The 25,554-nt window shown below is 73.6% G+C and carries 26 protein-coding genes; 7 read left to right on the top strand and 19 right to left on the bottom strand.

Features of this window, described 5'->3' with window-relative positions; genetic code table 11:
* Positions 1 to 6 precede the first annotated feature (6 nt).
* Together ACILQ5_RS00810 and ACILQ5_RS00815 are read right to left on the bottom strand one after the other, a co-directional pair.
* Positions 7 to 1,395: a uracil-xanthine permease family protein gene (locus ACILQ5_RS00810; RefSeq protein WP_395656058.1), complete on the bottom strand. Its 1,389-nt coding sequence runs from the start codon at positions 1,393 to 1,395 to the stop codon at positions 7 to 9.
* Positions 1,396 to 1,532: 137 nt separating this feature from the next.
* The gene (locus tag ACILQ5_RS00815; RefSeq protein WP_395656059.1) at positions 1,533 to 2,807 is read right to left on the bottom strand and encodes a PucR family transcriptional regulator; all 1,275 of its coding nucleotides are present in this window, start codon (positions 2,805 to 2,807) and stop codon (positions 1,533 to 1,535) included.
* Positions 2,808 to 2,885: 78 nt separating this feature from the next.
* On the opposite strand from ACILQ5_RS00815, the gene ACILQ5_RS00820 reads away from it, so the two are divergent.
* The 3 genes from ACILQ5_RS00820 to ACILQ5_RS00830 are packed head-to-tail and all read left to right on the top strand — an operon-like array spanning position 2,886 to position 6,369.
* Positions 2,886 to 3,545, top strand: coding sequence for a DUF2877 domain-containing protein (locus tag ACILQ5_RS00820; protein WP_395656060.1), 660 nt, complete (start codon positions 2,886 to 2,888; stop codon positions 3,543 to 3,545).
* Positions 3,542 to 4,945, top strand: coding sequence for an FdrA family protein (locus ACILQ5_RS00825; protein ID WP_395656061.1), 1,404 nt, complete (start codon positions 3,542 to 3,544; stop codon positions 4,943 to 4,945). The genes ACILQ5_RS00820 and ACILQ5_RS00825 overlap by 4 nt, the downstream gene beginning before the upstream one ends.
* Positions 4,942 to 6,369 carry a DUF1116 domain-containing protein gene (locus ACILQ5_RS00830; RefSeq protein ID WP_395656062.1) on the top strand — a complete coding sequence of 476 codons (1,428 nt, stop codon included), beginning with the start codon at positions 4,942 to 4,944 and terminating at the stop codon, positions 6,367 to 6,369. The genes ACILQ5_RS00825 and ACILQ5_RS00830 overlap by 4 nt, the downstream gene beginning before the upstream one ends.
* On the opposite strand, the gene ACILQ5_RS00835 is transcribed toward ACILQ5_RS00830, so the two are convergent.
* From ACILQ5_RS00835 to moeZ, 8 genes are all read right to left on the bottom strand, one after another.
* Complete coding sequence (locus tag ACILQ5_RS00835; RefSeq protein WP_395656063.1) at positions 6,293 to 6,655, bottom strand: MGMT family protein; 363 nt, start codon at positions 6,653 to 6,655, stop codon at positions 6,293 to 6,295. The two genes, ACILQ5_RS00830 and ACILQ5_RS00835, sit on opposite strands and share 77 nt — an antisense overlap.
* Entirely contained in the window at positions 6,652 to 7,164 is a 513-nt protein-coding gene (locus tag ACILQ5_RS00840) for a hypothetical protein (RefSeq protein ID WP_395656064.1), read from the bottom strand. Before ACILQ5_RS00840 ends, ACILQ5_RS00835 begins: the two co-directional genes overlap by 4 nt.
* Positions 7,164 to 8,453, bottom strand: a complete 1,290-nt coding sequence (locus ACILQ5_RS00845) for a DUF58 domain-containing protein (RefSeq protein ID WP_395656065.1) — start codon at positions 8,451 to 8,453, stop codon at positions 7,164 to 7,166. Before ACILQ5_RS00845 ends, ACILQ5_RS00840 begins: the two co-directional genes overlap by 1 nt.
* A gap of 4 nt (positions 8,454 to 8,457) precedes the next feature.
* Complete coding sequence (locus tag ACILQ5_RS00850) at positions 8,458 to 9,429, bottom strand: AAA family ATPase (protein WP_395656066.1); 972 nt, start codon at positions 9,427 to 9,429, stop codon at positions 8,458 to 8,460.
* Entirely contained in the window at positions 9,429 to 9,902 is a 474-nt protein-coding gene (locus tag ACILQ5_RS00855) for a hypothetical protein (protein ID WP_395656067.1), read from the bottom strand. Before ACILQ5_RS00855 ends, ACILQ5_RS00850 begins: the two co-directional genes overlap by 1 nt.
* Positions 9,899 to 10,630, bottom strand: a complete 732-nt coding sequence (locus ACILQ5_RS00860) for a DUF4129 domain-containing protein (RefSeq protein WP_395656068.1) — start codon at positions 10,628 to 10,630, stop codon at positions 9,899 to 9,901. The genes ACILQ5_RS00855 and ACILQ5_RS00860 overlap by 4 nt, the downstream gene beginning before the upstream one ends.
* A gap of 113 nt (positions 10,631 to 10,743) precedes the next feature.
* On the bottom strand, positions 10,744 to 11,616 hold the full coding sequence (locus ACILQ5_RS00865) for a hypothetical protein (protein ID WP_395656069.1): 873 nt from the start codon (positions 11,614 to 11,616) through the stop codon (positions 10,744 to 10,746).
* 139 nt (positions 11,617 to 11,755) lie between these two features.
* Entirely contained in the window at positions 11,756 to 12,955 is a 1,200-nt protein-coding gene (gene moeZ / locus ACILQ5_RS00870) for an adenylyltransferase/sulfurtransferase MoeZ (protein WP_395656070.1), read from the bottom strand.
* A gap of 271 nt (positions 12,956 to 13,226) precedes the next feature.
* Here moeZ and ACILQ5_RS00875 point away from each other — a divergent pair, with 271 nt between their 5' ends.
* Positions 13,227 to 13,784, top strand: a complete 558-nt coding sequence (locus tag ACILQ5_RS00875) for a TetR/AcrR family transcriptional regulator (protein WP_395656312.1) — start codon at positions 13,227 to 13,229, stop codon at positions 13,782 to 13,784.
* A 41-nt stretch (positions 13,785 to 13,825) separates the two neighbouring features.
* Positions 13,826 to 14,047 (top strand): DUF3107 domain-containing protein, encoded by a 222-nt coding sequence (locus ACILQ5_RS00880; RefSeq protein WP_395656071.1) that lies wholly within the window; start codon positions 13,826 to 13,828, stop codon positions 14,045 to 14,047.
* Positions 14,048 to 14,145: 98 nt separating this feature from the next.
* On the opposite strand, the gene ACILQ5_RS00885 is transcribed toward ACILQ5_RS00880, so the two are convergent.
* Positions 14,146 to 14,835: a ferritin-like fold-containing protein gene (locus ACILQ5_RS00885; RefSeq protein WP_395656072.1), complete on the bottom strand. Its 690-nt coding sequence runs from the start codon at positions 14,833 to 14,835 to the stop codon at positions 14,146 to 14,148.
* Positions 14,836 to 15,013: 178 nt separating this feature from the next.
* Here ACILQ5_RS00885 and ACILQ5_RS00890 point away from each other — a divergent pair, with 178 nt between their 5' ends.
* The gene (locus tag ACILQ5_RS00890) at positions 15,014 to 16,450 is read left to right on the top strand and encodes a DEAD/DEAH box helicase (RefSeq protein WP_395656073.1); all 1,437 of its coding nucleotides are present in this window, start codon (positions 15,014 to 15,016) and stop codon (positions 16,448 to 16,450) included.
* A 12-nt stretch (positions 16,451 to 16,462) separates the two neighbouring features.
* On the opposite strand, the gene ACILQ5_RS00895 is transcribed toward ACILQ5_RS00890, so the two are convergent.
* Both ACILQ5_RS00895 and ACILQ5_RS00900 read right to left on the bottom strand, forming a co-directional pair.
* Positions 16,463 to 17,152 carry a L,D-transpeptidase gene (locus ACILQ5_RS00895; RefSeq protein ID WP_395656074.1) on the bottom strand — a complete coding sequence of 230 codons (690 nt, stop codon included), beginning with the start codon at positions 17,150 to 17,152 and terminating at the stop codon, positions 16,463 to 16,465.
* Positions 17,149 to 17,964, bottom strand: coding sequence for a ParA family protein (locus tag ACILQ5_RS00900; protein WP_395656075.1), 816 nt, complete (start codon positions 17,962 to 17,964; stop codon positions 17,149 to 17,151). Before ACILQ5_RS00900 ends, ACILQ5_RS00895 begins: the two co-directional genes overlap by 4 nt.
* A gap of 62 nt (positions 17,965 to 18,026) precedes the next feature.
* Here ACILQ5_RS00900 and ACILQ5_RS00905 point away from each other — a divergent pair, with 62 nt between their 5' ends.
* Entirely contained in the window at positions 18,027 to 18,797 is a 771-nt protein-coding gene (locus ACILQ5_RS00905; RefSeq protein ID WP_395656076.1) for an SDR family NAD(P)-dependent oxidoreductase, read from the top strand.
* 3 nt (positions 18,798 to 18,800) lie between these two features.
* Here the strand turns inward: ACILQ5_RS00905 and ACILQ5_RS00910 are convergent, their stop codons facing one another.
* The 6 genes from ACILQ5_RS00910 to ACILQ5_RS00935 all read right to left on the bottom strand — a co-directional run bounded on the left by ACILQ5_RS00910 (position 18,801) and on the right by ACILQ5_RS00935 (position 25,454).
* Positions 18,801 to 19,679, bottom strand: coding sequence for a PHP domain-containing protein (locus ACILQ5_RS00910; protein ID WP_395656077.1), 879 nt, complete (start codon positions 19,677 to 19,679; stop codon positions 18,801 to 18,803).
* Positions 19,680 to 19,700: 21 nt separating this feature from the next.
* Positions 19,701 to 20,321, bottom strand: a complete 621-nt coding sequence (locus ACILQ5_RS00915) for a DUF6758 family protein (protein WP_395656078.1) — start codon at positions 20,319 to 20,321, stop codon at positions 19,701 to 19,703.
* Positions 20,322 to 20,352: 31 nt separating this feature from the next.
* Entirely contained in the window at positions 20,353 to 20,817 is a 465-nt protein-coding gene (locus ACILQ5_RS00920; protein WP_395656079.1) for an HIT family protein, read from the bottom strand.
* Positions 20,818 to 20,942: 125 nt separating this feature from the next.
* On the bottom strand, positions 20,943 to 22,223 hold the full coding sequence (locus ACILQ5_RS00925) for a DUF222 domain-containing protein (protein ID WP_395656080.1): 1,281 nt from the start codon (positions 22,221 to 22,223) through the stop codon (positions 20,943 to 20,945).
* A gap of 683 nt (positions 22,224 to 22,906) precedes the next feature.
* Positions 22,907 to 23,464: a histidine phosphatase family protein gene (locus ACILQ5_RS00930; protein ID WP_395656081.1), complete on the bottom strand. Its 558-nt coding sequence runs from the start codon at positions 23,462 to 23,464 to the stop codon at positions 22,907 to 22,909.
* Between the two features lie 31 nt (positions 23,465 to 23,495).
* A complete protein-coding gene (locus ACILQ5_RS00935; protein ID WP_395656082.1) occupies positions 23,496 to 25,454 on the bottom strand; it encodes a CASTOR/POLLUX-related putative ion channel in 1,959 nt (652 codons plus the stop codon).
* Positions 25,455 to 25,554 lie beyond the last annotated feature (100 nt).

Consider the following 25,554-nt stretch of genomic DNA (forward strand, 5'->3'; position numbering starts at 1 on the left):
CCGGCCTCACAGGGCTTTCGTCACCTCGTCGGCACCGACGTGGTGGCCCGGTTCGTCGTGCGGACGGTTGACGAGGTGGAAGTAGACGATCACGAGGATCGTGCCGAGGGCGATGCCGCTCAGCGTGAAGTCGTCGGTGAACTTCAGCGAGACGCCGCCGATGCCCGCGATGATGCCGGCCGACAGGCCGACCAGGTTGACCGGGTTCCCGAAGTCGACGCCGTTCTCGACCCAGATCTTGGCGCCGACCAGGCCGATCATCCCGTAGAGCACCACGGTGATCCCACCGAGCACGCCACCCGGGGTGGCGTTGACGATCGCGCCGAACTTCGGGCAGAGGCCGAGCAGGATCGCCACGGTCGCGGCGACGTAGTACGCCGCCGTCGAGTAGACCTTGGTGGCGCCCATGACGCCGATGTTCTCGGCGTACGTCGTGGTGGGCGAACCCCCGAAGAGGCTGGCCAGTGCGGTCGCGCCGCCGTCGGCGGCCAGGGCCCGGCCCATGTAGCCGTCGAGGTCGTCGCCGGTCATCTCGGCGACCGCCTTGACGTGGCCGGTGTTCTCCGCGATCAGGGCGATCACGCCCGGCAGGACGAGCAGGATGAAGGTGAGCGAGAAGCTCGGTGCGTGGACGACGTCGACCGGCACCTTGTCCATCGGCAGCTGGCCGCTCGGCAGGCCGATCCAGTCGGCGCCGCCGACGTTGTCCCATGCCCACAGCCGGTCGTGCTCGGTCGCCTTCTCACCCAGCGCCGGCACGACCGAGTTGATGGTCCCGAAGATGCCGTCGAAGAGCCAGGAGACCAGGAACCCGAAGACCAGTGCGAGGAGCACCGCGATCCGCGCCCAGAAGCCGGGGAACAGGCAGGCGGCGACGACCAGGAAGCTCGCCGTCAGCAGTGCCACCCACTGGTCCTGCGGCCAGTAGATGGTCGCGACGACCGGCGCCAGGTTGAACCCGATCAGCATGACGACCGCGCCCGTGACGGCCGGCGGCAGCACCTTGTGGATCAGGCGCGCGCCGGCGAAGTGCACCAGGACGCCGACCGCCAGCAGCACCAGGCCGCAGACCAGGATCGCGCCGGTGACGTCGGCCGAGTCACCGCCCTGGAGCCGGATCGCCGTCACACCGGCGACGAACGACGCGCTCGTCCCGAGGTAGCTCGGCACCTTGTTCTGCGTGATCAGCAGGAACAGGATCGTGCAGATCCCCGAGAACAGGATCGCCAGGTTCGGGTCCAGCCCCATGACCAGCGGGAACACGAACGTCGCGCCGAACATCGCCACGACGTGCTGGGCACCGATGCCCACCGTCTTGCCCCAGCTCAACCGCTGGCTCGGCGCCACCGGTTCGCCGGGGGCGGGATCGACCTTCTGCCACGTGAACATCGACATGACGCACCCTCTCGTTCGCGGGCCGCGGGCCCGAGTGGCCACAAACTAATGAGGCTCATGACACACCCACGACGGCGACAGATGCCGAAGGAACGCCGAGACCGCTGGCACGTGTTGTCGGTGCGGCGCCGGCGCCGTCAGCCCGTGACCTCCCGCACGCGCAGGGCGACGGCGACGTCGAGCCGCAGGTGCGGGTCGGTGGAGAGCGGGCCGAGCAGCCGCTCGAGCTTGGCGACGCGGTAGCGCATCGTGTTGTAGTGGAAGAACTGCACGCGGGCCGCCTCGGCGACGTTGAAGTTGGTGTCCAGCAGCACCTGGAGGGTCTCGCGCAGGTCGGCCGCCTCGGTGGTGTCCTCGGCGAGTGGCCCGAGAACGTCGCGCACGAAGGACCGCAGCTCGCCGTCCGGCTCGGCCCCGTCCGGCACCAGCGCGATCAGCCGGTGCAGGCCGAGCTGGTCGAAGAACGTCGTCGACCCGCCGCCGCGCACCCGCCGCCCGACCTCGACGGCCCGGCGCGCCTGCGCGTAAGCCTCGGGCAGGCGGTCCGGGGTGGGCGCCACCCGGCTGACCCCGACGGAGAACGGCCGCCGGCCGCCGCCCTTGTCGCCGGCGACCGCGGTCACCACCCGGCGCACGACGCCGTGGCCGGTGACCGGCTCGTCGTCGCCGTCGAGGACCGGCAGCAGCGCGACCACCTCGGAGGAGAAGTCCACGGCGGGGATCCCGGGAGCGACCGTCTCGGTCACCTGCCGCCAGGCCGCGGAGAACCGCTCCTGCCACTGCCGGCGCTGCACGGCCGAGCCGGCCTCCTCGCCGGGGTCGATCTCGGCGGCCACCACGACCACCGGCCGGCCCAGCTCCCAGCCGAAGGTCGCCGCGTGCTCGGCCACGTAGGCCGGGTCCGCGGTGCGGCGCAGCAGCAGGTCGCGCAGGAAGTCGCCCTGGTACTTGTTCTCGACGGCGGTCACGGCCTCCTCGCGGGTGATGAGCAGCGCCGCGACGGCCGCGGCGCGCTCGAGCGCGTGGACGTCGTCCGGGCCGAGCCCGCCGTCGGTCCGCAGGCACACCAGCCGGGCCAGGTCGGTGCCCCCGGCGGCGACCCGCAGCCCGAGCACCTCGCCGGGGCCGACGCCGACCGCCCCGCCGGACACCCGCTCGACCCGCAGCCGGCCGGTCGGGTCGACGAGGTCCGCCTCGGTCAGCAACGCCCGGGCGGCGTCCGGCAGCGCCGCGGCCCGCTCGCGGCCGTCGGTCGAGGTGAAGGCGACGCCGACGTCGAGCACGCGGGCGACCTCGGCCGCGATCCCGTCGAGGTTCCCGCCCTCCAGCACGATCTGGGTGAGTGCGGTGTGCAGGGCGTCGACGCGGGCGAGCGCGGCGCTCGCCCGCTCCTCGCGGTCGCCGGCTATCAACTCTTGCGCTCCCCTGCTCGTCCCGCTGGCACAACCTGACATCGGCAAACCGTAATCGGCCCGGCTAGCGTCGGCCAGGTGATCCCCGTGAGCGCGCCGTCCCGGGTCCGTGCGCAGCTGGCCGCCGCACCCGACGGGCCGGTGCCGCTGGTGCACCGCGGACCCGACGCGGTGTACGTCGACGTGGCCGGACGCTGCGTCGGCGTCGTCGGCCGGCGGGCCACCGCGGTCCCGTGCGCGCTGCGCGCCGACCTCGACCGGCTCCCGGACGTCGGCCGCGCCGACCTCATCGGTGGCGTGCTCCACCTCGACGGGGTGCCGCTGCGCGTCGGCCGGGTCGTCGACGTGGCGGTCCCGCGCCTGGCGACGGGGGTCACGCGACCCGCACCACCCCCGGGCGACGTCGGGGCGATGGTCGGGCGCGGCGACGGGCTGACGCCGTACGACGACGACGTGCTCTGCGGCTGGCTCGCCACGCACCGAGCCGCCGGTCTCGCCACGCCCGAGGTGGAGGCCGCGGTGCGGGCGCACCTGCACCGCACCACGCTGCTCTCCGCGACGCTGCTCGACTGCGCGATGCACGGCGAGGTCGTGCCCGAGTTCGCCGCGTGGCTGTCCGCACCGGACGACCCGGGCCGCACCGCGCTGCTGGCCGCCGTCGGCCACACGTCGGGCCGCGGGATGCTCGCAGGCGCCCGGGTCGCGCTCGCCCACCTGACCTGCGGAGCCGCGGCATGAGCGCCCCCACGACTCACGTCGAGCTCCGCCCCGGCGCCTACGCCGACTCCGTCACGCTGCTCCAGGTCAGCCGGGCGGTGCAGCAGCTCGACGCCGTGGTCGCCGCCCAGGTGGCGATGGCGACCCCGCTCAACGTCGACGTCCTGGTCGGGATGGGGTTCGAGGTCCCGGACGAGGCGACCCCCAACGACCTGGTCGTCGCACTCCGGCTCGACGACGCCGCGGCCCTGGCCGACGCCCTGGCCGGCGTCGACCGGGCCCTGCAGGACGCGAACCGGCGCGACACCGGGACGAGCGAGCTCGCGCCGCCCCGCACCACCGCCGGCGCCTTCCGGCGCACGCCCGACGCGGTGGCGCTGGTGTCGGTCCCCGGCGCGAGCGCCTTCGTCGAGGCGATGGACGCGCTCGAGGCCGGCCACGACGTGATGGTCTTCAGCGACAACGTCCCGCTGTGGCAGGAGGTCGCGCTCAAGCGGGTCGCGGCCGAGCGGGGGCTGCTCGTCATGGGCCCGGACTGCGGCACCGCGGTCGTCGGCGGCCTCGGGCTCGGCTTCGCCAACGTCGTGGCCCCCGGCCCGGTCGGCGTCGTCGCCGCCTCCGGCACGGGCTGCCAGCAGGTGCTCGCGCTCCTCGACCACGCCGGCGTCGGGGTCTCCTCCGCGCTCGGCGTCGGCGGCCGCGACCTGTCCGCCGAGGTCGGCGGGCTCGCCACCCGCGAGGCGCTGCGCCGGCTCGACGAGGACCCGGCCGTCGAGCTCGTCGTGCTCGTCTCCAAGCCGCCCGCCGCAGCGGTCGCGGCCGACGTCGAGGCGTACGCCGGCGGCCTGGCCACCCCGGTGCTGCAGGCCCTGCTCGGCCCCGGCCGGCCCGACCTCACCGCCGCGACCGAGGCGGTGCTGCGTCGGCTCGGCCACGCGGTCCCGGCATGGCCGGTGGTCGGCACGGCCGCACCCCGCGCCGGCGTCGTGCGCGGACTCTTCGTCGGCGGCACCCTGGCGGGCGAGGCCCGTCTGATCGCGGCCGAGGTCGACGGCGCGGACGCCGGGCACACCTTCGTCGACTTCGGCGACGACGAGTACACGACCGGCCGGGCGCACCCGATGATCGACCCCTCGATCCGTCTCGAGCACCTCGCCCGAGCGGCCGAGGACCCCACCACCGGCGTGCTGCTCCTCGACGTGGTGCTGGGCCACGGCGCCGAGCCCGATCCCGCCGGCTCGCTGGCCCCGGCCCTGGCGGCCGTCGACCGGCCCGTGGTCGTGTCCGTGGTCGGCACCGCCGGCGACCCGCAGGGGCTCGACCGGCAGGTCCGGGCGCTGGCCGACGCCGGGGCCGAGGTGCACCTGTCCAACGCCGGCGCCACCCGCCGAGCGCTCGAGCTGAGCGGAGGAGCATCGTGACCACCTCCCGGACGACCACGCCCGGCGCCGTCGTCAACGTCGGTGCCGACCTCCTCGCCGACGCCGTCGCCGACCAGGCCGTCCCGGTGGCCCGCGTCGACTGGCGCCCGCCGATGCCCGGCACCGAGGACGACCTGGCCACGGTCGCGGCCGACCCGCTGCGTCGTACGGCGAACGAACGTGCCCTCGCCGCGGTGCTCGACGTGACCGCGACGCTGGTCGACGTGGCCCCGGCCGCCGAGGTCCTCGGCCTGGAGCGCGGCGAGTTCCTGCACGCTGGCCCGCCGATCGGGTGGGACCGCGCCTCCGGCCCGCTGCGCGGCGCGCTGATGGGCGGCGCCGCGCTCGAGGGCCTGGTCGACGATCCCGAGGACGCGGTCGCGCTCTTCGAGTCCGACGCGGGCGTCTCGCTCGAGCCGTGCCACCACCGCTCCACCGTCGGTCCGATGGCGGGGGTGGTCACGCCGAGCATGTGGATGTTCGTGCTCGAGGACGCCGCGACCGGCCGGCGCACCTACTGCTCGCTCAACGAGGGCCTCGGCAAGGTGCTCCGCTACGGCGCCTACTCCCCCGAGGTCCTCACCCGGCTGACCTGGATGAACCGGGTGCTCGGGCCGCTCCTCCAGCGCGCCGTGCGCGCGCTGCAGGACTCGGGGCAGGGCGCGGTCGACGTCACCGGGATCCTCACCCAGATGCTGCAGATGGGGGACGAGGCCCACAACCGCAACCGCGCCGGCACGTTGATGCTGCTGCGCGACCTCGCGCCGGCCATGGTGCGCAGCGGCTTCGCCAGCGAGGACGTCGCCGAGGCGCTCGGCTTCGTCGGCGGCAACGACCACTTCTTCCTCAACCTCGCGATGCCGGCCTGCAAGCTCGCCCTCGACGCCGCGCGCGGCACCGACGGCTCCACGATGGTCGTGGCCATGGCCCGCAACGGCACCGACTTCGGCATCCAGGTCGCGGGGACCGGCGACGAGTGGTTCACCGGTCCGGCCCAGCTGGCCGACGGCCTGTTCCTCGGCGACTACGGGCCCGAGGACGCGAACCCCGACATCGGCGACTCCGCGATCACCGAGACGGCGGGGATCGGCGGCTTCGCCATGGCCACGGCACCCGCGATCGTGCGGTTCGTCGGCGGCTCCGTGCCGGACGCCTTGGCCACCACCCGCCGGATGCACGAGATCACGCTCGGGGAGAACCCGCGCTGGTCGGTGCCGGTCCTGGAGTTCCAGGGCACCCCGACGGGGATCGACGTGAGCCGGGTGTGCCGCACCGGGATCCTGCCGCAGATCAACACCGGCATGGCCGGCCGGGTCGCGGGCGTCGGCCAGGTCGGCGCCGGCCTGGTCACTCCCCCCGCGGAGATCTTCCCGCAGGCCCTCGCCCGGCTCGCAGCGCTGGCGGCCGCCAGAACGCCTGCGTGATGTCGACGTTGCCGCTGGGGCGCAGCGGCGTCCCCTCCTCGAGGTAGCGCTGCCGGGCCTCGTCCTGGTGGCTCGGTGGCAGCGACCCGTCGGAGCGCACCACCCGCCACCAGGTCACCGCTCCCCCGTGCTGGGCCATCGTCGACCCGACCAGCCGGGGCCCGCCGCCGCCGAGCAGCTCCCCGACGACCTCGGCGATGGCGCCGTAGGTCGAGACCCGCCCGCGCGGGATCGTCTCCACGCACTCGAGCACCCGCTCGACGTACTCCTCGTGGTCGAGGCTCACCGGGCGTCCACCTCCCCGGTCCGCACGTCGATCAGGGCCGTCGCGACGACCGTGGCCACGCACGCGGCGGCGACCCCGAGCACCCAGATGCCGGGCTGCTCGGGCTCGCCGTCGAGGAGCCGGACCGCGACGAACGCGGCCGGCACCGTGAGCAGCACCAACGCCCCGCGGCGCCCCCAGAGGCGCAGGGTCGCGGCGTCGAGCGGCATCGCCGCGGGCCCGTACGACGCCAGCAGCGCCGCCAGGTGCGCCGCGAGCAGCGCGGGCGCGGCGACGAGCACGGCCGCCGGGACGCCGTCGCCGAGGGCGACCGTCCACCAGGCCAGCACGCCGAGGCCCACACCGGCGGGGGCCGCGGAGTCCGGAGCGGCCGCGGCCACGCCGGCGCCCGCGACCACCGGCACCAGCAGCCACCAGGGCGGCCAGTGCCCGGCGGGGCCGGTGGCCAGGAGGGCGACGACCGGACCCAGGAGCACGACCCCCCGGAGCAGGAGCTGCGAGCGGGGCATCAGCGGCTCACCACCCGGGGCAGCTGGGCGCGCCGGGCCAGGCGGCGCAGGACGTCGTCGAGGGTGCCCGGGCCGCGCCAGGCGACCACCGGGCAGCCGAGCGCGCCGAGCCGGTCCAGCACGAGGGAGCGCTCGACGCGGCGCATCCGCCAGGCCAGCGCGGCCAGCCGGGGGTCGACCCCCTCGGCGACGGCGGGCTCGGCGTCGGGCGGGAGGGTGTCGACGACCAGCACCGCGACCCCGCGACGGACCAGCGTCGCGACCACGGTGCCGACGACGTCGGCCAGGACCGGCGACATCACGACCACCACCGCCCCGCCGGTCACCCCGAGCTGCAGCACGCCGGAGTCGTGCTCGGCGAGGTCCCCAGTGCGCACGGCCGCCAGCTGGTCCTGGATCCGGCGCAGGTGCCGGGCGCCCGCGCCGTACCCCACCTGCTCGCGGCCGGGCCCGACCACCCGCAGCGCGACCCGGTCCCCGGTGCGCACGTGGTGCTCGGCGATCGCCGCGGCCGCCCGGACGGTCAGGTCCATGCTGCTGGCCGAACCGCCGACGCCGGTCGACACGCCGTGGTCGCCGAGCGCGTCGACGACGAGCAGCACGCCGGTGTCCTCCTCGGCGCGCGCGGTCACGACGTGGAGGTCGCCGGTGCGCAGCGACACCCGCCAGTTGATGCGGCGCAGCCGGTCGCCGGCGAGGAACGGGCGGATGTCCGCCAGCTCGGTGCCGGTGCCGGCCCGACGGGACCGGTGCGCACCGACCAGGCCCAGGGGCTGGGGGGCCTCGGACCGGGAGTCGTAGGCGTCGGTGGTCGCGAGCACCCGCACCGGCCGGCCCCCACGGGCGAGCGGGCCGCACCGGAAGCCCGCCCAGCGGGTGTAGAGCGCGACCTTCTCCTCCCCCAGCAGCCGCCGCCCCCACCGCAGCGGGGCCAGCTCGACGTCCGGCGGTCCGGCCGAGAGGAGCCCCCCGACCTGGCCGTCGTGCGGGCGCACCGCGACGTACGGCGGGCGGCCGGCCGCGCGAGCGACGTACTCGACGTCGGCGGCGTCGGTGAGGGTGAGCCGGGAGGTGGTGCCGAGCCCCTCGCGCAGCGCGACGTGGTCGAGACGGACGTCGACGCCGGGCCGGGTGGCCGGCCGGTGGGCCAGCGCGACCGCCCCGAGCACGACGAACGGCGCGGCGAGCACGACGAGGGCCGGGTCCCCCGCGACCACGGCGAGCGCGAGGCCGACGGCCCCGAGCACGAGCGCGCGGGCCAGGGCGGCGGTGGCGTGCCAGGCGGTCACCGGATCATCGCCGTTCGAGCGTCGTCGGGGTCGGGACCTGCGCCAGCACCGCGTCGACGACGGTGCGGCCGCTGGCGTCGGTCATCCAGAGCTCGGGCTTGACGGTGATCCGGTGCGCGAGGACGGGGCGGGCGACGGCCTTGACGTCCTCGGGGACGACGTAGTCGCGACCTCGCAGCAGGGCGAAGGCGCGCGCCACGAGCACCAGGCCCAGCGAGCCCCGCGGCGAGGCACCGGTCAGCACGTCGGGGTGCGACCTGGTCGCGCCGGCCAGCTCGACGCAGTAGCGGCCGATGCTCTCGTCGACGGTCACCGTCTCGACCACCTCCTGGAGGCCGAGCAGCCCGGGGGCGTCGGTGACCTGCTCGAGGTCGACCTCCTCGCGGCGGCGCTCGAGCCGGCGGGCGAGCACGTCGTACTCCTCCCGCGGGGCGGGGTAGCCGAAGGCGACGCGCATCAGGAAGCGGTCGAGCTGGGCCTCCGGGAGCGGGAAGGTGCCTTCGTACTCGATCGGGTTGGCGGTCGCCAGCACGTGGAAGGGCGCCGGGAGCGGGAACGTCTCGCCCTCCACGGTCACCTGCCGCTCCTGCATCGCCTCCAGCAGCGCCGCCTGGGTCTTGGGCGGGGTGCGGTTGATCTCGTCGGCCAGCAGCAGCCCGGTGAACAGCGGCCCGCGGCGGAACTCGAACTCGGCGCGCCGCTGGTCGTAGACGAACGAGCCGGTCAGGTCGGCCGGCAGCAGGTCGGGGGTGAACTGGGCGCGGGTGAACTCGATGCCGAGCGCCCGGGCGAAGGACCGCGCGGCCAGCGTCTTGCCGAGCCCCGGGAAGTCCTCGAGCAGCACGTGCCCCTTCGCCAGGACGGCGGCCAGCACCTGCGTGAGGGACTCCCGCTTGCCGACCACCGCCTTCTCGACCTCGTCGAGCACGCGGGCGGCGAGGGCCGAGGCCTCGGCGACGGTCGGGTCAGCAGGCATCACAGCTCCTCGATGGTGGTCAGGCAGTGGTCGATCTCGGCCGGGGCGAGGCGCCGCGGCGGTCCCTCCAGGACGGCCGTCACCTCGGGCCCGAGCAGCGCGACGGCCCGCGGGTCGTCACGGCGCAGGCCGTGACGCTGCCGGAGGACCTGGTCGGCGAGCGAGCGGAGCCGGTCGCGGAGGGCGGCGTCGTCGGCGCGGGCCGACAGGTGCGCCTCGAGCAGGTTGACGTACCGGCCCAGACGCGGGTCGCCGGGCGTGCGGGCCGAGGGCTTCTCGACCTCGACCCGCCACGACGGCGCCGGGTCGGACAGCGCGTCGAGCACCAGGCCCAGCACCCCGACACAGGTGGCCACCAGCAGGGCGAGGCGCAGCGCGTCCGGGCCCGCGTCGGCGAGGACCAGCACGACCTCGAGCACGGTGAAGGCGACGACCCCGGCGGCCGCCCGGCGCCACCATCGCGCGCCGGTCACGTGCGGATCCCGATCGTGCGGTGGATGGCGACGAGGGCCTCGAGCGCCTCGGCGCGGTGCGCCTCGGTCAGCTCGTGCTCGGAGAACCGGGCCTCGCGGTAGAGCGCGCCCAGGCGCGAGACCGCGGGCTGGTGGGCGTCGACGAGGTCGAGGACCCGCATCGTGTACTCCGAGGAGGTCTCCCAGGGCCGACGCGCGACGCCCGCGGCCGCGGCCTGGGTCTCGAACCGGTGCCAGCAGGCGACCACCGCGTTGCGGGGCGTGTCGTCCCCGAGGAGCGCCTCGCGCTGGGCGTCCGCGTCCGCCAGCATCTCCTCGGCGACCGCACGCGCGGGCTCGAGGACGTCGAAGTCCGGGTCGACGGTGGCCTCCCCCCGCCGTCGGCGGGCGCGGTCGCGGCGCCACCGGACGCCCCAGCGGCCCAGCGGCGCGACCAGGAAGCGGAGCAGGACGTAGGCGGCCAGGCCGGCGACCACCACGTCGAGGAGGAAGGCCGTGGTCCGCAGCCACGCCGGAGTCCCGTGGCGCACGGGCTCCTGGGCCGGCACGGACGGCCCGCTCTCGGCGCTCGCCGTCGAGTCCGAGGGGGTCCCGACCGGGGACGGCCCGGTGCCGGTGAGCACGCCGTTCGGGCCGATCGAGGCCGCCCAGGCCACGAGCAGCACCACCACCAGCGCGGTCGCGACGACGGCGGCGACCGCCACCGCTCCCGAGCGCCGAGCTGTCATGCGCCGCAAACTACCCGAGACCGACGACGGCCCCGACCCATCGGGACGGGGCCGTCGTGGAGCTCCCTCGGGTGGACTCGCAGCCCGGACCGCGGGTGGCGGTCAGGGATGGATCAGAGGATCGGCGAGAACGGCTCGGTGCCCGGCACCAGCGTGAGCCCGGAGAGGCCGGAGTGCGCGTTGGCGTAGGCCAGCTCCTTGGCGAGGTCGCCGATGTTGTTCGACGCCGGCAGCGGGGCCAGGCCGAGGGTGGACAGGACGCCGATGGCCTTGCCGTCGGCGCTCAGGAACCCGGAGCCGGAGTCACCGGGGATGCCCGGGGTCACGGTGTAGAGCGGGTGCGACCAGCCGCCGTCGGCGGCCTGGTCGCCCAGGCTGATGCCGGTGTGCGGCGAGAGCGGCGAGAGACCGGCCCGGAGGCTGGAGTTGCCGTAGGTGTAGACCCGGTCGCCGGCCGCGGTGCCGTTGGTGTCGATGCCGGTCGGACCGCCCCAGAACGGGACCGACGGGTTCACCTTGCCGACGTCGGCGGCGTCGACCTTCACCAGGGCGAGGTCGTTGTAGGCGCAGGTGTTCGGGTCGGTCTCGCCGACCTTCTTCATGGTGTCCCACGACGAGTACGCCAGGGTGCCCGAGCCGACCTGGGTGCCCTCGTCGACCAGGCTGCCGCCCTCGTTGAACGTCACCTTCGTGCCGAGCGGGAGCGACTGGGTCTGGCAGCCGTCGGTGTCCGTCGAGGAACCGGTGCCGGCGCAGTGCGCGGCGTACCCGACGTAGACCGTGCCGGCGCCGTCGGTGTAGACGAAGTTGGCGGTGCACTGGGCACCGGCGGTGTACATCATCGTGCCGGGGTGGATGTCGGCGGAGGCGGCTGGCGCCCACGTCGGCGCGGCGGCGGCCGGCGCGGTCGTGGCGAGCGCAGCGGCGAGCACGCCGGAGCTGAGCAGCGCGGCCGAGGCCAGGGCGTGCTTGGCGGAGAAGCGCATGGGGTGGTCAACCCTCCCGATAGGGGCGCCGGACCATCGCCGGCGGCCGGTGTCTGGACGGAGTGACAACGACCACGGCACCGCGCGGGTTACGCACGGGTAGTGAGCGCCCGGGCGCTCGCGCGCCCGGGCGGTCGGCTCAGTACGTCGGCTGCGAGGGGTCGATCTGGTTGACCCACGCGACCACGCCGCCGCCGACGTGCACGGCGTCGGCGTAGCCGGCACCCTTCACGATCGCCAGCGTCTCCGCGGAGCGGACCCCGGACTTGCAGTGCATGACGATCTGCTTGTCCGAGGGCAGCTTCTCGAGCGCCGAGCCGTTGAGGAAGTCTCCCTTGGGGATCAGCACCGAGCCGGGGATCTTGTTGATCTCGTACTCGTTCGGCTCGCGCACGTCGACCAGCAGGAAGTCGCGGGTGCCCTCCTCGCGCTCCTTGAGCATGTGCTCGAGGGTGGTCACCGAGATCGTCGAGCCGGCAGCGGCCTCGGCCGCCTCGTCGGAGACGGCGCCGCAGAAGCTCTCGTAGTCGATCAGCCCGGTGACGGTGGGGTTCTCGCCGCACAGCGCGCAGTGGGGGTCCTTGCGGACCCGCAGCTTGCGGTACTCCATCTCCAGGGCGTCGTAGATCATCAGCTTGCCGACCAGCGGCTCGCCGATGCCGGTCAGCAGCTTGATCGCCTCGTTGACCTGGATCGACCCGATCGACGCGCACAGGACGCCCAGGACGCCGCCCTCGGCGCAGCTGGGGACCATGCCCGGCGGCGGGGGCTCGGGGTAGAGGCACCGGTAGCAGGGGGCGTCGTCCGCGAGGCTCGGCGCGAACACCGATGCCTGGCCGTCGAAGCGGTAGATCGAGCCCCAGACGTAGGGGATGCCGAGGAAGTACGCCGCGTCGTTGACCATGTAGCGGGTCGCGAAGTTGTCGGTTCCGTCGACGATCAGGTCGTAGCCCCGGAACACCTCCATGACGTTGTCGTTGTCGAGGCGCTGCTCGTGCACGATCACGTTCACGTAGGGGTTGGTCTCGGCGATCGACTCCTTGGCCGACTGCGCCTTGGACCGGCCGATGTCGGACTGGCCGTGGATGATCTGGCGCTGCAGGTTCGACTCGTCGACCTCGTCGAACTCCGCGATCCCCAGGGTGTGCACCCCGGCCGCGGCGAGGTAGAGCAGCGCGGGGCTGCCGAGGCCGCCGGCGCCGATGACCAGCACCCGGGCGTTCTTCAGCCGCTTCTGCCCGGACATGCCGACGTCGGGGATGATCAGGTGCCGGCTGTAGCGGCGCACCTCGTCGATGGTCAGCTCGTCCGCGGGCTCCACCAGCGGGGGAAAGGACACGGCGTACTCCTTCAGGGGTCTCTCCGTCCGAACGCTCAGCAGAACGCCGGGCCGTCCTGCCATGTTCCCCGGCCGCGCCGGACCACCCCACCACGTCCCGCGATCCGGACGCGCGGCTCGCTCCCCGGTCATCACCGGGTCCGCTGCGCGTCCCCGCCGTCTCGACCCGCCGGTCCCCGGTAGTGTTCGGGACGTGACGGCAGAGCAGTACGACTCACCGGCCCGCCCGCGCGGCGCCCGGCTGCCCCGGCGCGAGCGCCGGGCGCAGCTGATGGAGTCCGCGCTCGAGGTGTTCGTGGCCCAGGGCTACCACGCGGCGGCGATGGACGACATCGCCGAGCGGGCGGGGGTCTCCAAGCCGGTGCTCTACCAGCACTTCCCCGGCAAGCTCGACCTCTACCTGGCGCTGCTCGACCAGTCCTGCGACACGATCATTGCCAACACCCGTGTCGCGCTGGAGTCGACCCACGACAACAAGCAGCGGGTCGCGGCCACCATGGACGTCTTCTTCGAGTACGTCGCCGGCGACACCGGCGCGTTCCGCCTGGTGTTCGAGTCCGACCTGACCAGCGAGCCGGCCGTGCGCGAGCAGGTCGACCGCGTCACCACCGAGTGCGCCGCGATGATCGCCCACGTCATCCACGACGACACCGGGCTGCCCGACGACGCCTCCCGGCTGCTCGCGGTCTCCCTCGTGGGAATGGCGCAGGTCAGCGCCCGGTTCTGGCTCTCGGACCCCGGGGCGATCAGCAAGTCGGACGCCGCGGCCCTCGTCGCCGGTCTCGCCTGGCGCGGGATCCGCGGCTACCCCCGCGCCGACGAGCACTGAACCACCCAGCCCAGCCCCCGAACGCAATGAAGGAGGACCTCGTGGAGGTCAAGATCGGCGTCCAGAACGCCGCCCGCGAACTGCACATCGACACCGACGAGTCGGCGGAGACGATCGAGAAGCAGGTCGCGGACGCGCTCGCCGCCGGTGGGGTGCTGACGCTCTCCGACACCCGGGGTCGCAAAGTCGTCGTCCCGACCGAGAAGCTCGCCTACGTCGAGATCGGTCACGGCACGATCGGCCAGGTCGGCTTCCGCTCCTGAGGTCGAGTCGGGAGTTCTGACCACTCGAGTCGGGACTTCTGACCACCTCGAGCGGTCACAACCCCCGACTCAACGGTCACAACCCTCGACTCAACGAGTCAGCTGGCCAGGCCGAGCTCGGCCATCCGCTCGGCGTGCCGCTCGGTGATCCGGGTGAACATCCGGCCGATCGCGGCGAGGTCCAGGCCCGGCCGGTCCACGCCGCCCGCGAGGAGCGCCGTCAGCGCGTCGCGGTCGGCGGTGACGCGCTGGGCCTGGGTGAGCGCCTCCCCCATCAGCCGCCGCCCCCACAGCGCGAGCCGACCGCCGAGCCGCGGGTCCGCCGCGATCGCCGTCCGGACCCGGTCGACCACGAACGCCGAGTGGCCGGTGTCGTCGAGCGAGGCGAGGATCAGGTCCCGGGTGCCGTGGTCGAGGTAGGCCGCGATCTCGCGGTAGAAGTCGTTGGCGAGCCCGTCGCCGACGTAGGCCTTGATCAGGCCCTCGTACCAGTCGGCGGGCGCGGTGTACTCGTGGAACCGGTCGATCGGCTCCTGGAACGGCGCCATCGCCTGGAACGGGTCGGCGCCGAGCTCGACCAGCCGGTCGTTGAGCCGCGCGACGTGGGCGAACTCCGCGGTCGCCATCGACACGATGGCGACCTTGTCCTCGAGCGTCGGAGCCAGCTTGGCGTCCTCGGCGAGCCGCTCGAACGCCGAGATCTCGCCGTACGCGATCACGCCCAGCAGGTCGACGACCGCCTCCCGGTACTGGGGATCCTCGAACGCCACGAGCGTGGATGCGGTCACGTGCGCACCCTACCGATAGACTGAGCGTGATCGAGGTCGTCCCAGACGTCTGCGGACCGGCCCTGTATGTGCGCGGCAGACCACGCTCCACGAGTCCGCCGCATCCCGACACTCATTCGGTAGACGCCGGCTGACTCACGAAAGCGACAAGACCCTGACCACCTTCCGAGAGCTCGGGGTGCTCCCCGAGATCTGCGACGCCCTCGAGCGCGCCAACATCGTCACCCCCTTCGCGATCCAGGAGATGACCCTCTCGGTCGCCCTCCTCGGCACCGACCTGATCGGGCAGGCCCGCACCGGCACCGGCAAGACGCTGGCCTTCGGCATCCCGGTCCTGCAGCGCAGCGTCACCGTGACCGACCCGGCCTACGCCGACCTGCCGCAGGGCAAGCCGCAGGCGCTGATCGTCGCCCCGACCCGCGAGCTCGCGCTGCAGGTCTCCAACGACCTGCACCTCGCGAGCAAGGACCTCGGCCTCCGGGTCCTCACCGTCTACGGCGGCGTCGGCTACGACACCCAGCTCGACGCGCTCGCGAGCGGCGTCGACATCGTCGTCGGCACCCCCGGGCGGCTCATCGACCTGGCCAACCGCCGGGCGCTGGACCTCTCCCACGTGCACGCGCTCGTCCTCGACGAGGCCGACGAGATGCTGGACCTCGGCTTCCTGCCGGACGTCGAGCGGATCCTCCGGATGACCCCCGAGACCCGGCAGACGATGCTGTTCTCGGCGACGATGCCGGCCGCGATCGTCTCGCTGGCCCGCATCCACATGCGTCACCCGATGAACATCCGCGCCGAGTCGTCGTACGAGAACGCCACCGTGCCCGCGACCGCGCAGTTCATCTACCAGGTCCACGACCTCGACAAGCCCGAGATCATCGGCCGCGTCCTGCAGGCCGAGGACGCCGGCAAGATCATCGTCTTCACCCGCACCAAGCGCCAGGCGCAGCGGGTCGCCGACGACCTCGCCGAGCGCGGCTTCTCCGCCAGCCCGCTGCACGGCGACATGGCGCAGGTCGCGCGCGAGAAGGCGCTGACCCGGTTCCGCGAGGACAAGCTGCGCGTGCTCGTCGCCACCGACGTCGCCGCCCGTGGCATCGACGTCGCCGGCGTCTCGCACGTCATCAACTACAGCTGCCCCGAGGACGACAAGACCTACGTCCACCGGATCGGCCGCACCGGCCGCGCCGGCGCGTCGGGCATCGCGATCACCTTCGTGGACTGGCAGGACCTGCACCGCTGGAAGATGATCAACAAGACGCTCGACCTGCCGTTCGACGAGCCGCAGGAGACGTACTCCACGTCCGAGCACCTCTACCACGACCAGGGCATCGCCCCCGGCACCAAGGGCCGCATCGTCGACCCCAAGCCGGTCGAGCGCGCGCCGCGCGAGGAGCGGGCACCGCGCGAGCGGAACCGGTCCCGCAGCCGCACCCGCACCCGCAGCGGGGAGACGGTGGCGAACGACTCCGCGTCGGCCGACCAGGGCTCGACGCAGGGCTCGGGCTCGGGTGCCGCGCAGGAGTCGACCGGCGCCCCGCGCAACCGGCGTCGTCGTCGTCGCTCGAGCGGGTCCACCGGTGGCGCCGCGAAGGCGCCCGCGGCCGAGGGCTGAGCGGCACCGCCGTCAGGCGGTGACGACGACCTTCGTGCCGACCGGCGCGAAGTCCCACAGCGCGATCGCGTCCGAGCGCTTCTGCCGGATGCAGCCGTGCGACTGCGGCGTCCCCAGTTGGGCCACCGTCTGCACGGGCCCGCCGTCGTCGACGGGGATGTCGTGGAAGCCGATGGCGGCGCTGTCACCCTGGGTGAACCGCACGAAGTACTTCATCGTGCCGGAGTCGTCGATGCCCCACGCCTGCTCGGACTTCGAGTACACCGAGTAGGTGCCGGGGTCGAGGTTGTCGTAGAGGCTGCCCGAGACCAGGTAGGTGCGGTCGACCCGGTGCCCGCCGGACACCAGCCAGACCCGCTGCCGGCTCTCGCTGAAGACGATCCGCTTGCCGGTGCCCGAGCCCGCCGGAAGCGTCGTGTCGCTCTGGGCGTCGCTGCCGGCGTCGCTGGCGTCCGCGCTCACGCGCGCGCTGACCGACGGCGACGTCTCGTCGGTCGGCGAGGGAGCCGCGTCGCCCGAGGCCGCGTCGGCGGCGTCGTCGAGGGCCGCCGGCGCCGCCGAGGCGGGCCGGGGACCGCTGCCGGCGGCCGAGGAGAGCACGCCGGTCCCGCCGAGCACCGCGACCGCGGTGACCGCGAGCGCCGCGCCGAGGGCGGCCAGTCGGCCGTAGCGGGGGCGGACCGCGGCGCGGTGCTTGCTCACGACGTCGCCTTCTTCGCCTTCTTCTGCTTCTTCTGCTTCGGCCGCTGCGAGCGGGTGACGAGGTTCTCGGCCACCTCCCGGTAGGCCCGGGCGCCCTTGCTGCTGCGGCTGGTCGCGAGGATCGACCGACCCGCGGCCGGCGCCTCCGCGAACTTGATGGTCTTGGGGATCGGCGGCTCGATGACCTCGAGGTCGTAGGTCTCCGAGATGGTCTCGAGCACGGTCCGCGAGTGGATGGTGCGGCCGTCGTACAGGGTGGGCAGGACGCCCCAGACCTCGAGGCCACGGTTGGTGAAGCGGCGCACGTCGTGGACGGTGTCGAGCAGCTGGCCGACGCCGCGGTGGGACAGCGTCTCGCACTGGAGCGGCACCAGGACCCCGTCGGCCGCGGTGAGGGCGGCGACGGTCAGCACGCCGAGCGAGGGCGGGCAGTCGAGGAGGATCCAGTCGTAGTCGACCTCGTCCTCGGCCAGCGCCTCGATCATCGACCTCAGGACGTGCTCACGGCCGGTGCGGGTGAGCAGCTCCGCCTCGGCTCGCGCGAGCTCGATCGTCGCCGGGACCAGGTCGACGCCGTCGTCGGTCTCGATGATCACCTCCGACGGGTCGAGGCCCTTCGTCAGCACGTGGTGGACCGACAGCTCGAGGTCCTCGGGATCGATGCCGAGGGAGAAGGTCAGGCAGGCCTGCGGGTCGAGGTCGACGAGCAGCACCGAGTGGCCGAGCTCGGCGAGCGCGGCACCGACCGAGGCGACGGTGGTCGTCTTGGCGACTCCGCCCTTCTGGTTCGCGATCGCGAGCGTCGTGGTCATCGAGGCCCATCATGCCCGACCAGGGTCTCCGGATCGTGCACCCCACCTGCTTGACTGACGGCATGTCCACCAGCAGTCGTTCGGCGCTCGTCACCGGACCCACCGCCGGCATCGGCCGGTCGTTCGCCCACCAGCTCGCCCAGCAGGGCCACGACCTCGTGCTGGTCGCCCGCGACCGGGCCCGGCTCGAGCAGGAGGCCGAGGAGCTGACGACGACGTACGGCGTCGCCGTCGAGGTCCTCGCGGCCGACCTCACCGACCGCGCGGCGCTGGCCACGGTCGAGGCTCGGCTCGCCGACCCGGACCGTCCGGTCGACCTGCTGGTCAACAACGCCGGGTTCGGCCTGAAGAAGCGCTTCCTCGACAACAGCGTCGACGAGGAGCAGGCCATGCTCGAGGTGCTGGTGACCGCCGTGATGCGGCTGAGCCACGCCGCCCTCGGGCCGATGTCGGAGCGGGGCAGCGGCGGCATCATCAACGTGTCGAGCGTCGCGGCGTTCCTCCCGCGCGGCTCCTACTCGGCCGCCAAGGCCTACGTGAACAGCTTCTCGGAGTGGGCGGCCCGGGAGTACGCCCCACGTGGCGTCACCGTCACGTGCCTGTGCCCGGGGTTCACCAAGACCGAGTTCCACGAGCGGATGCAGGTCGGCCGCGGGTCGGCGCCGGACTTCATGTGGCTCGACGCGGACGAGCTGGTCGCGACGGCCCTCAAGGACCACGCCAAGGGCAAGGTGTTCTCGATCCCGGGCCCGCAGTACAAGGCCATCTCCACCGCGGCGCGGCTGATCCCCGGCGGGGTGCTGCAGAAGTTCCAGTCGCTGGGCCGCAAGTAGCCGTCAGCGGTTGACGACGGCCGGGGTGTCCCGGCCGGCCGCCGCGGCCGCCCGGTCGGCCGCCTCGAGCAGCCGCGCGAACTCGTCGGGGTGGGTGCTGTTGCAGCCCAGCTCGTGGTCGGTCTTGCCGTCACCGTGGTAGTCGCTGGCGCCGGTCGCGACCAGCCCGAGGTCCCGGGCGATGGCGCCCAGCGTGTCGCGCGCCTGCTCGTCGTGGTCCTGGTGGTCGACCTCGATGCCGGTGAGCCCGACCGCCTGCAGCGCGGCCAGCGTCTCCTCGTCCGGACGGCCGAGACCGCCGCGCCCCCAGGGGTGGGCGATCACCGACACTCCCCCGGCGCCGGCGACCGCTCGCAGGACGTCCTCCAGCGGGGCGGCGTACCGGTCCACGTGGGCCGGGCGGCCCCAGCCCAGGTAGCGGTCGAAGGCAGCCGTGCGGTCCGGGACCACGCCGAGGGTCACCAGCGCGTCGGCGACGTGCGGACGGCCTGAGGCGGCGGTGCCGTGGGCGGCCGCGCGGACGTCGTCCTCGGTGATGTCGATGCCGAGGTCACGCAGCCGCGCGACCATCGCGGGCACCCGCGACGCGCGCCCGCGCAGCACCTGCTCGAGCTCGGCGGCCAGGGGCGGGTAGCTCGGGTCCGGCAGGAAGGCCAGCAGGTGCACGCCGCGCCCCCGGTGGCGGGTGCTGATCTCCATGCCGGGCACCAGGGTCAGACCCGTCTCGGCGGCGGCGGCGGAGGCCTCCGCCCAGCCGTCCGCGGTGTCGTGGTCGGTGATGGCGAGGACGTCGAGCCCCGCGTCCACCGCGGCGCGCACCAGGGCGGCCGGCGCGTCGGTCCCGTCGCTCGCCCGGGAGTGGGTGTGCAGGTCGATGCGCATCGGTGCAGCCTAGCCAGGCTGTCACCACCCGGGCCGGTGGCCGCCGAACGGGATCTCGACCAGCTCCGGGCCGACGTCCGCCACGTCCCGCAGGATCCACTCGTCCTGGAGCAGCAGCAGGGCCGACGCGGGGCGCAGCACGATCCACAGCCATCGCCCTCCGGCCTCGCCCGCGACGACGGAGCGGTCGAACTCGCCGTCCGCGGTGCTGGTCGAGACGTCCCAGAGGTTCACCGACTGGCTACCGATGCGCACCCGCGCGGTGGGCGGGCGGTGGGCGATCTCCGAGCCCGGGTCGTCGTACCGGGTCCCGGCGCAGCGCGCCCCGAGCCCGGTCCCGGCCTCCTCGGCCACCACGATCACGTCGACCGGCCCGTCGAGCTCGCTGGTCCCGGAGACGCAGGTGAGGGTCGCGGTCGCCCTCTCCACCCCGTCCCCGACGAGCGCGAAGTCCGTGACGGTCCACCCCGGGCTCATCGGCCACGGCAGGTAGGTCGGGAAGTGCCGCGAGGCGGCGAGGTGCTCGGCGAAGCCCTCGTACGACGCCTCGCGCTCGTCCCGCCAGAGCGGGTGACGGCCGGCATGCTCGGGGCAGGGCACGACCGGCGCCGAGCAGCGGACACAGCTGGCCGCGAGGGACATGCGCCTACGGTCGTGACCGCGGAGCGTCCCGTCAAGCATCCCGCGCCGCGGCGCGGACGGCGAGCGCGATGGCGTCGCGCTCCCCCTCCGGGATCCGCGTCGCCTCGTCGGCGCCGAGGTAGGCGAAGACCCGGGGTCCCCGGGCGCTCTCCGGCTGGTCCGCCATCCGGGGCACGAGGTGCAGGTGGAGGTGCGAGAACCCCTCGGCCTCCGAGAACTGCATCAGGTAGGTCTTGACGCACCCGGTGACCTGCTCGAGGGCGATCCCCAGCCGGCGGACCAGTCCCCCGAGCTCGTCCGCGGCGGCCGCGCTCAGCCCGGTGAACGAGGTGACGTGCCGGGTCGGCAGCAGCACCAGCCAGCCCGCGAGGCTGCTGTCGAAGGCGTGCACCACCCGCCAGTGCTCGGTCGCGAGCACCTCCTCGCGCGGCGGCCGCGCGGGCAGGGCCTGCTGGTCGCAGACGAAGCAGCCGGGGACGAGCTCCGAGACGGTCACCGCGGCACCCTAGACGGACGTGAGCGCTCCCGCGGGCACCGGGCCGGAGCGCCGAGCGGGCGCCGCGCACGACGCCCCATCGGGCATGGGTGTGGCCCCGTCGGCCGTGGTCGGCGGGGTCGGGGTCAGCGGGTATGTCGCGCGGCGGGCTCGGGCGGTGGTTCGGTGACGAAGGGGGACACGTGGGTGCGTCCCATGGGGGTGGACCAGACGAACCCGATGCCAGGGGTGCGTTGGTAGTCCCAGCCGGCGTGGGTCTTGAGGCGGTGGTGGGTCCGGCAGGCGGGTGCGAGGTTGGATGAGGCGGTGGGGCCTTCGGGCCAGGGCACCTGGTGCTCGGCATCGGTCGTGCGGGCGCGGCCGGTGCGGGCGGGGCCGGTGCGGGCGGGGCGGGTGCAGCCGGGGAAGCAGCACTGCCGGTCGCGGAGCCCGATCTGTTCCTTCATGAGCTCGGTGGGCCGGTAACACTCCGTCGACAGCTCGGCGTTGAGGTCGATCACTGGCCGGACGGTGACCTTGGTGCCGGCCTGCTGGCACCAGTCCTTCAGGTGCTCGGGTGTGATCGAGGAGCGGGTGGTTTCGACGTCGACGGTGGCCTGGCCGGGACGGACGTGGGCGTAGACCACGATCTCCCGGACCTGCCCGCCTTCGCCGTCGCTGGTGCCGAGGAGGCCGACGGCCATCGACCGGCGCACGTCCAACGGCAGGTCGAGGTCCAAGGTCGCGGCCTTGGCCTTGATCTGGGCTTCCAGCGCGACCGCGTCGGCGGCGTCGAGCTCCCCTTCGACGTGGACCAGTCCGTCGGGGGTGGCGTGGTCGAGATCGATGTCGAACCGGCGCTTCTCCAACGCGGTCACCCGCAGTTCCTCGGCCGCGTCGGGGTCGTGCTCGGCGCGGGCCTTCTCGACCTGCCGCTCGATCTCCGCGAACGAGCACCGGTGCGCGCACCATGCCAACCGGACATCGACGGTCGCCGCAGCATCCACCGGCAGCGACGTGGTGGCCTGGGCGACCTTCCGGGCCTTCCACACCGCCACCTCGCCCGCCACCACCCGCGCCCAGAGCTTGGGGAGCCGGTACTGCAGCTCGACCGCGTCGCCGAGGAACAGTCGGCCGGCGTCGGTGGTCTTCCCGACCGCGAGCGCGAACTCCGCCACCGCCGCCTCGTCGACGGTCGGGGCACCGTCGCCGGCGATCTGCAGGTCCCGCATCCCGAACTCGATGCTGGTGTCCACCTCCTCGCCCGGGTGCAGCGCGACCCAGTCGCAGGCCTGGATCAGCTGCTGGACCTCCAGGTCCGCGATCGCCTCCCGGGTCGCCGCAGCAGCGGTCAGCACCGACTCGGCCGACACCGCAGCGGCGAGTTCGCTGGTGTCGGTGCCGAGCTCGGTGGCGGTGCTGGTCATGGGTCTACTCAAGCACTCGCCACCGACAGTCAGAGGCGAGAATCCCCTGTATCCACAGGGATCTGAGAACTTCTTTGGTAACGATTTCGAGACAGATCGGGCCACCGCCCTGCCTTGCCTTCCGGGGTCTCGACGACGCTCGCTGGCGCTCGCGGGAGAGACCACCGCGAGACCGCCGACCGCGAGCCGGGAACCAGCCGCAACCGGACGCCGGCCGCCCCGCGTCGCTGCCTGTCGGTCGCAACCCCAGCCGACGGCGAGATGCCGGCGGTCACCGCCCTGCGCACCTCCCGAGGTCTCGACGACGCTCGCTAGCGCTCGCTGCTCGACCACCGGTGACGACGCTCGCTGGCGCTCGCTGCTCGACCACCGGTGCCACCACCGGTGAGCCGGGAGGCAGCCGCAACCAGAAGCCCGCCGCACCCGCGTTGCTGCCTGTCGGTCGCAAGCAGAGCGGACGGCGAGCTGCCGACAGTCACCGCCCTGCGCACCTTCTGGGGTCTCGACGACGCTCGCTGGCGCTCGCTGCTCGACCGCCGGTGACAACGCTCGCTGGCGCTCGCGGGAGACCACCGGTGCCGGCGACCGCGAGCCGGGAGTCAGGCGCAACCAGACGCCCGCCGTATCCGTCGTTGTTGCCTGTCGGGCGCAACCCGAGCGGACAGCGAGATGCCGCCAGCCCCCTAGGAGTTCCAGTGCAGCACGACCGGCGACTCGTGCTCCCAGCCGAGGACGGAGACGGTGGCGGTGTCGAGGCGCAGGTGCTGGCCGAAGGTGACCGGCTGGCGCAGCCAGCGGGCGGCGAGGGCGCGGAGGGCGTGGCCGTGGCCGAAGACGAGGGTCGACCCGTCGACGACCTGGGTACGGGCGACGACCCGGTCCAGCCGCAGCGAGATCGACTCGGCGGTGTCGCCGCCGGGCACCGGCGAGTTCCAGACCGTCCAGCCCGGCACCCGCTGCCGGATCTCCCGGGTGGTGACGCCCTCGTAGTCGCCGTAGTCCCACTCGACGAGGTCGTCGTCGACCTCGGCGTCGGCGAAGCCGGCGAGCTCGGCGGTCCGGCGGGCGCGCACGCGCGGGCTGCTCAGCACCAGGGCGACGTCGGCGTCCTCGAGCCGCGGCCGCAGCGAACGGGCCACCTCCTCGCCCTCGGGGAGCAGCGCGAGGTCGGTGGTCGACGTGTGCCGCCCGGCCTTGCTCCACTCGGTGGCGCCGTGCCGGACCAGCCAGAGCTCGTTCATCGCCCCATCAGACCACAGGCCGCCGGGTGCCTCAGTCGTCGGCGAGCACGACCACCCGGTCCCCGGGCAGCACCCGGAAGGACTCCGACTTGGCGGGGTTGACCCGGACGCCGAAGGACGCCTCGCCCTCGGCCAGCACCTCGGACTTGTAGCCGATCGCCGTCTCGCCGCGCCGCGACGCCCCGGCGATGATCGTCGCGTAGGTGACCTCGGTCCCCGGCTCGACGTACCACTCCGCGGGGCGGAGGTAGATCTCGCTGCCCTCGTCCCCGAGCAGCTGGTCGAAGACCACCTCGAGGCGCGGGTCCTCGGAGAGCTGGGTGACGAGCAGGCTGACGATCTCGCCGCTGACGACCACGTCGTCGACGTGCGCGACCTGGGCGAGCACCCGGTTGCGGTCGTCGAGCATCTCGCTGACGACCGGCGTGGCCGCGTCCGCGCGGGACAGGATGTCGCGCACGTGCAGCAGGGTGACCAGGGTGCGGGCGTCGGCGGCCTGCGGCTCGAGGTGGTCGGAGTAGCAGAGCACGAGGACCTGGTCGAGGTCGGCCCGGACGTGCTCCTCGAGCGTGCGTCGGTCGGTGGTCGGCCCCGGCACCACGGTCACCCGGAGGTTCTCCAGGTCCGGCACCCCGGCGACGTCGAAGGCCGTGAGCACGGTCAGGGTGGACCCGGGAGGCGCGTAGTGGTCGAGCTCGCGCAGCACGATCGGCGCGCGCTCGTTCCAGCCGATCAGCAGCGCCCGGGTCGGGTGGTCGTCCTCGCCCGTGCCGGCCCCGAGCCGGGAGAGGTCGGGGCGCACCGTCGCGTCCGGGTCGGCCTTGAGCGTGGAGTCGTCCTCGGCGACGACGATCAGGGTGTGGCCCGCGACCGCGGTCTCCGGCGGCGGGTTCAGGGTCGGGACGCCGTCGGCCACCACGCCGATCACCGAGGCCTCCTCGAACGCCAGCTGCGCCTCGGCGTACGTGACCGCCCCGAGCCGGTGGCCCTCGAGGAAGTAGATCTCGTCCCCGCCGTAGTCGAACAGCTCGGTGTAGACGGCCGCGGCGCCGGACTGCCGCGAGGTCTGCACGAGCAGCTTTGCCACCGTCTCGCGGATGTCGAGCAGCACGGTGCGGTCGGCCCCGACGAGACGCGCGGCCTCGAGGTTGCTCGGGTTGCGGATCTCGGCGACGATCCGTGCCCCCTCGTTCCCGCCGTGGGTCAGCGCGAGGAGGGTCTTGATGACCTCGCTGTCGGGGTCCTCGGAGTCCTCGGGGGCCAGCAGGATGACCGAGCGAGCGGTGCCGTGGCTGCTCAGCCGGAGGTCGTCGATGTCCATCGGCGACCCGGACCGGCACACGACCCGGGTCCCGCGGAAGTCCTCGACCTTGGCCCGCAGGTCGTCCTCCATCTCGACCTTGTCGCGGTCGGCGAGGACCACGATCACCGGCTTCCGCCGGCTCTCGTTCGCGATCGTCAGCTCCCGCACGATCGTGAAGATCGACTCCGACCAGCCCAGGATGACGGTGTGGTCGCGCTCGAGGACGATCGAGCGACCCCGGCGCAGGTCGGCGAGGCGGGTGTCGATGCCGGCGGCGATGACGCCGATCAGGGCGCTGACGATGAACAGGCCGGCGATGGTCAGCGCGAGCATCGTGAGCTTGAAGGCCCAGCTGCCCTGGTCGCCGCCGATGGTGCCGGGGTCCAGGGCGTGCAGCAGGTTGCCGAACATCGAGGTGCCGAAGTTACCCTGCTGGTTGCGGTTCAGCCGGAGCACGGTGACGACCAAGGAGAACAGCACGATCAGCAGCAGCGTCACCACGGTGAGCCACGCGATCAGCGCGGGGGTGCCCCGGGACATGCTGTTGTCGAAGCGGTAGCGGAGCCGGTCGCGGAGGTGGGAGCGCGAGGTCGCGGCCGTCCGGGTCGGGGTCGTCGCGGCGCCCTGCCTCGGCTGGTTCATCGCCTTCGCGGTCCGTTGGCGCAGCTGCTGACCGGTGCGTGCCATCGTCGTTCTCCCCACGTCGGCTGCTCGGGGCATCGTCGCGCACCCCACGCCCACGGACACGCGTTTTCCCGCAACCCGTCGCTGCCGCACCACCCCGTGT

It is taken from the genome of Nocardioides sp. (genome assembly GCF_044226305.1).
In the GTDB taxonomy this organism is placed as follows: Bacteria; Actinomycetota; Actinomycetes; order Propionibacteriales; family Nocardioidaceae; genus Nocardioides.

Coding starts and splice junctions, on each gene's coding strand:
- ACILQ5_RS00865 (WP_395656069.1), bottom strand. CDS start 11,616: ATGCGCTTCTCCGCCAAGCACGCCCTGGCCTCGGCCGCGCTGCTCAGC.
- ACILQ5_RS00900 (WP_395656075.1), bottom strand. CDS start 17,964: ATGACCACGACGCTCGCGATCGCGAACCAGAAGGGCGGAGTCGCCAAG.
- ACILQ5_RS00935 (WP_395656082.1), bottom strand. CDS start 25,454: ATGGCACGCACCGGTCAGCAGCTGCGCCAACGGACCGCGAAGGCGATG.
- ACILQ5_RS00910 (WP_395656077.1), bottom strand. CDS start 19,679: ATGCGCATCGACCTGCACACCCACTCCCGGGCGAGCGACGGGACCGAC.
- ACILQ5_RS00825 (WP_395656061.1), top strand. CDS start 3,542: ATGAGCGCCCCCACGACTCACGTCGAGCTCCGCCCCGGCGCCTACGCC.
- ACILQ5_RS00930 (WP_395656081.1), bottom strand. CDS start 23,464: ATGAACGAGCTCTGGCTGGTCCGGCACGGCGCCACCGAGTGGAGCAAG.
- ACILQ5_RS00860 (WP_395656068.1), bottom strand. CDS start 10,630: ATGACAGCTCGGCGCTCGGGAGCGGTGGCGGTCGCCGCCGTCGTCGCG.
- ACILQ5_RS00810 (WP_395656058.1), bottom strand. CDS start 1,395: ATGTCGATGTTCACGTGGCAGAAGGTCGATCCCGCCCCCGGCGAACCG.
- ACILQ5_RS00875 (WP_395656312.1), top strand. CDS start 13,227: ATGGAGTCCGCGCTCGAGGTGTTCGTGGCCCAGGGCTACCACGCGGCG.
- ACILQ5_RS00840 (WP_395656064.1), bottom strand. CDS start 7,164: ATGCCCCGCTCGCAGCTCCTGCTCCGGGGGGTCGTGCTCCTGGGTCCG.
- ACILQ5_RS00850 (WP_395656066.1), bottom strand. CDS start 9,429: ATGCCTGCTGACCCGACCGTCGCCGAGGCCTCGGCCCTCGCCGCCCGC.
- ACILQ5_RS00915 (WP_395656078.1), bottom strand. CDS start 20,321: ATGTCCCTCGCGGCCAGCTGTGTCCGCTGCTCGGCGCCGGTCGTGCCC.
- ACILQ5_RS00925 (WP_395656080.1), bottom strand. CDS start 22,223: ATGACCAGCACCGCCACCGAGCTCGGCACCGACACCAGCGAACTCGCC.
- ACILQ5_RS00905 (WP_395656076.1), top strand. CDS start 18,027: ATGTCCACCAGCAGTCGTTCGGCGCTCGTCACCGGACCCACCGCCGGC.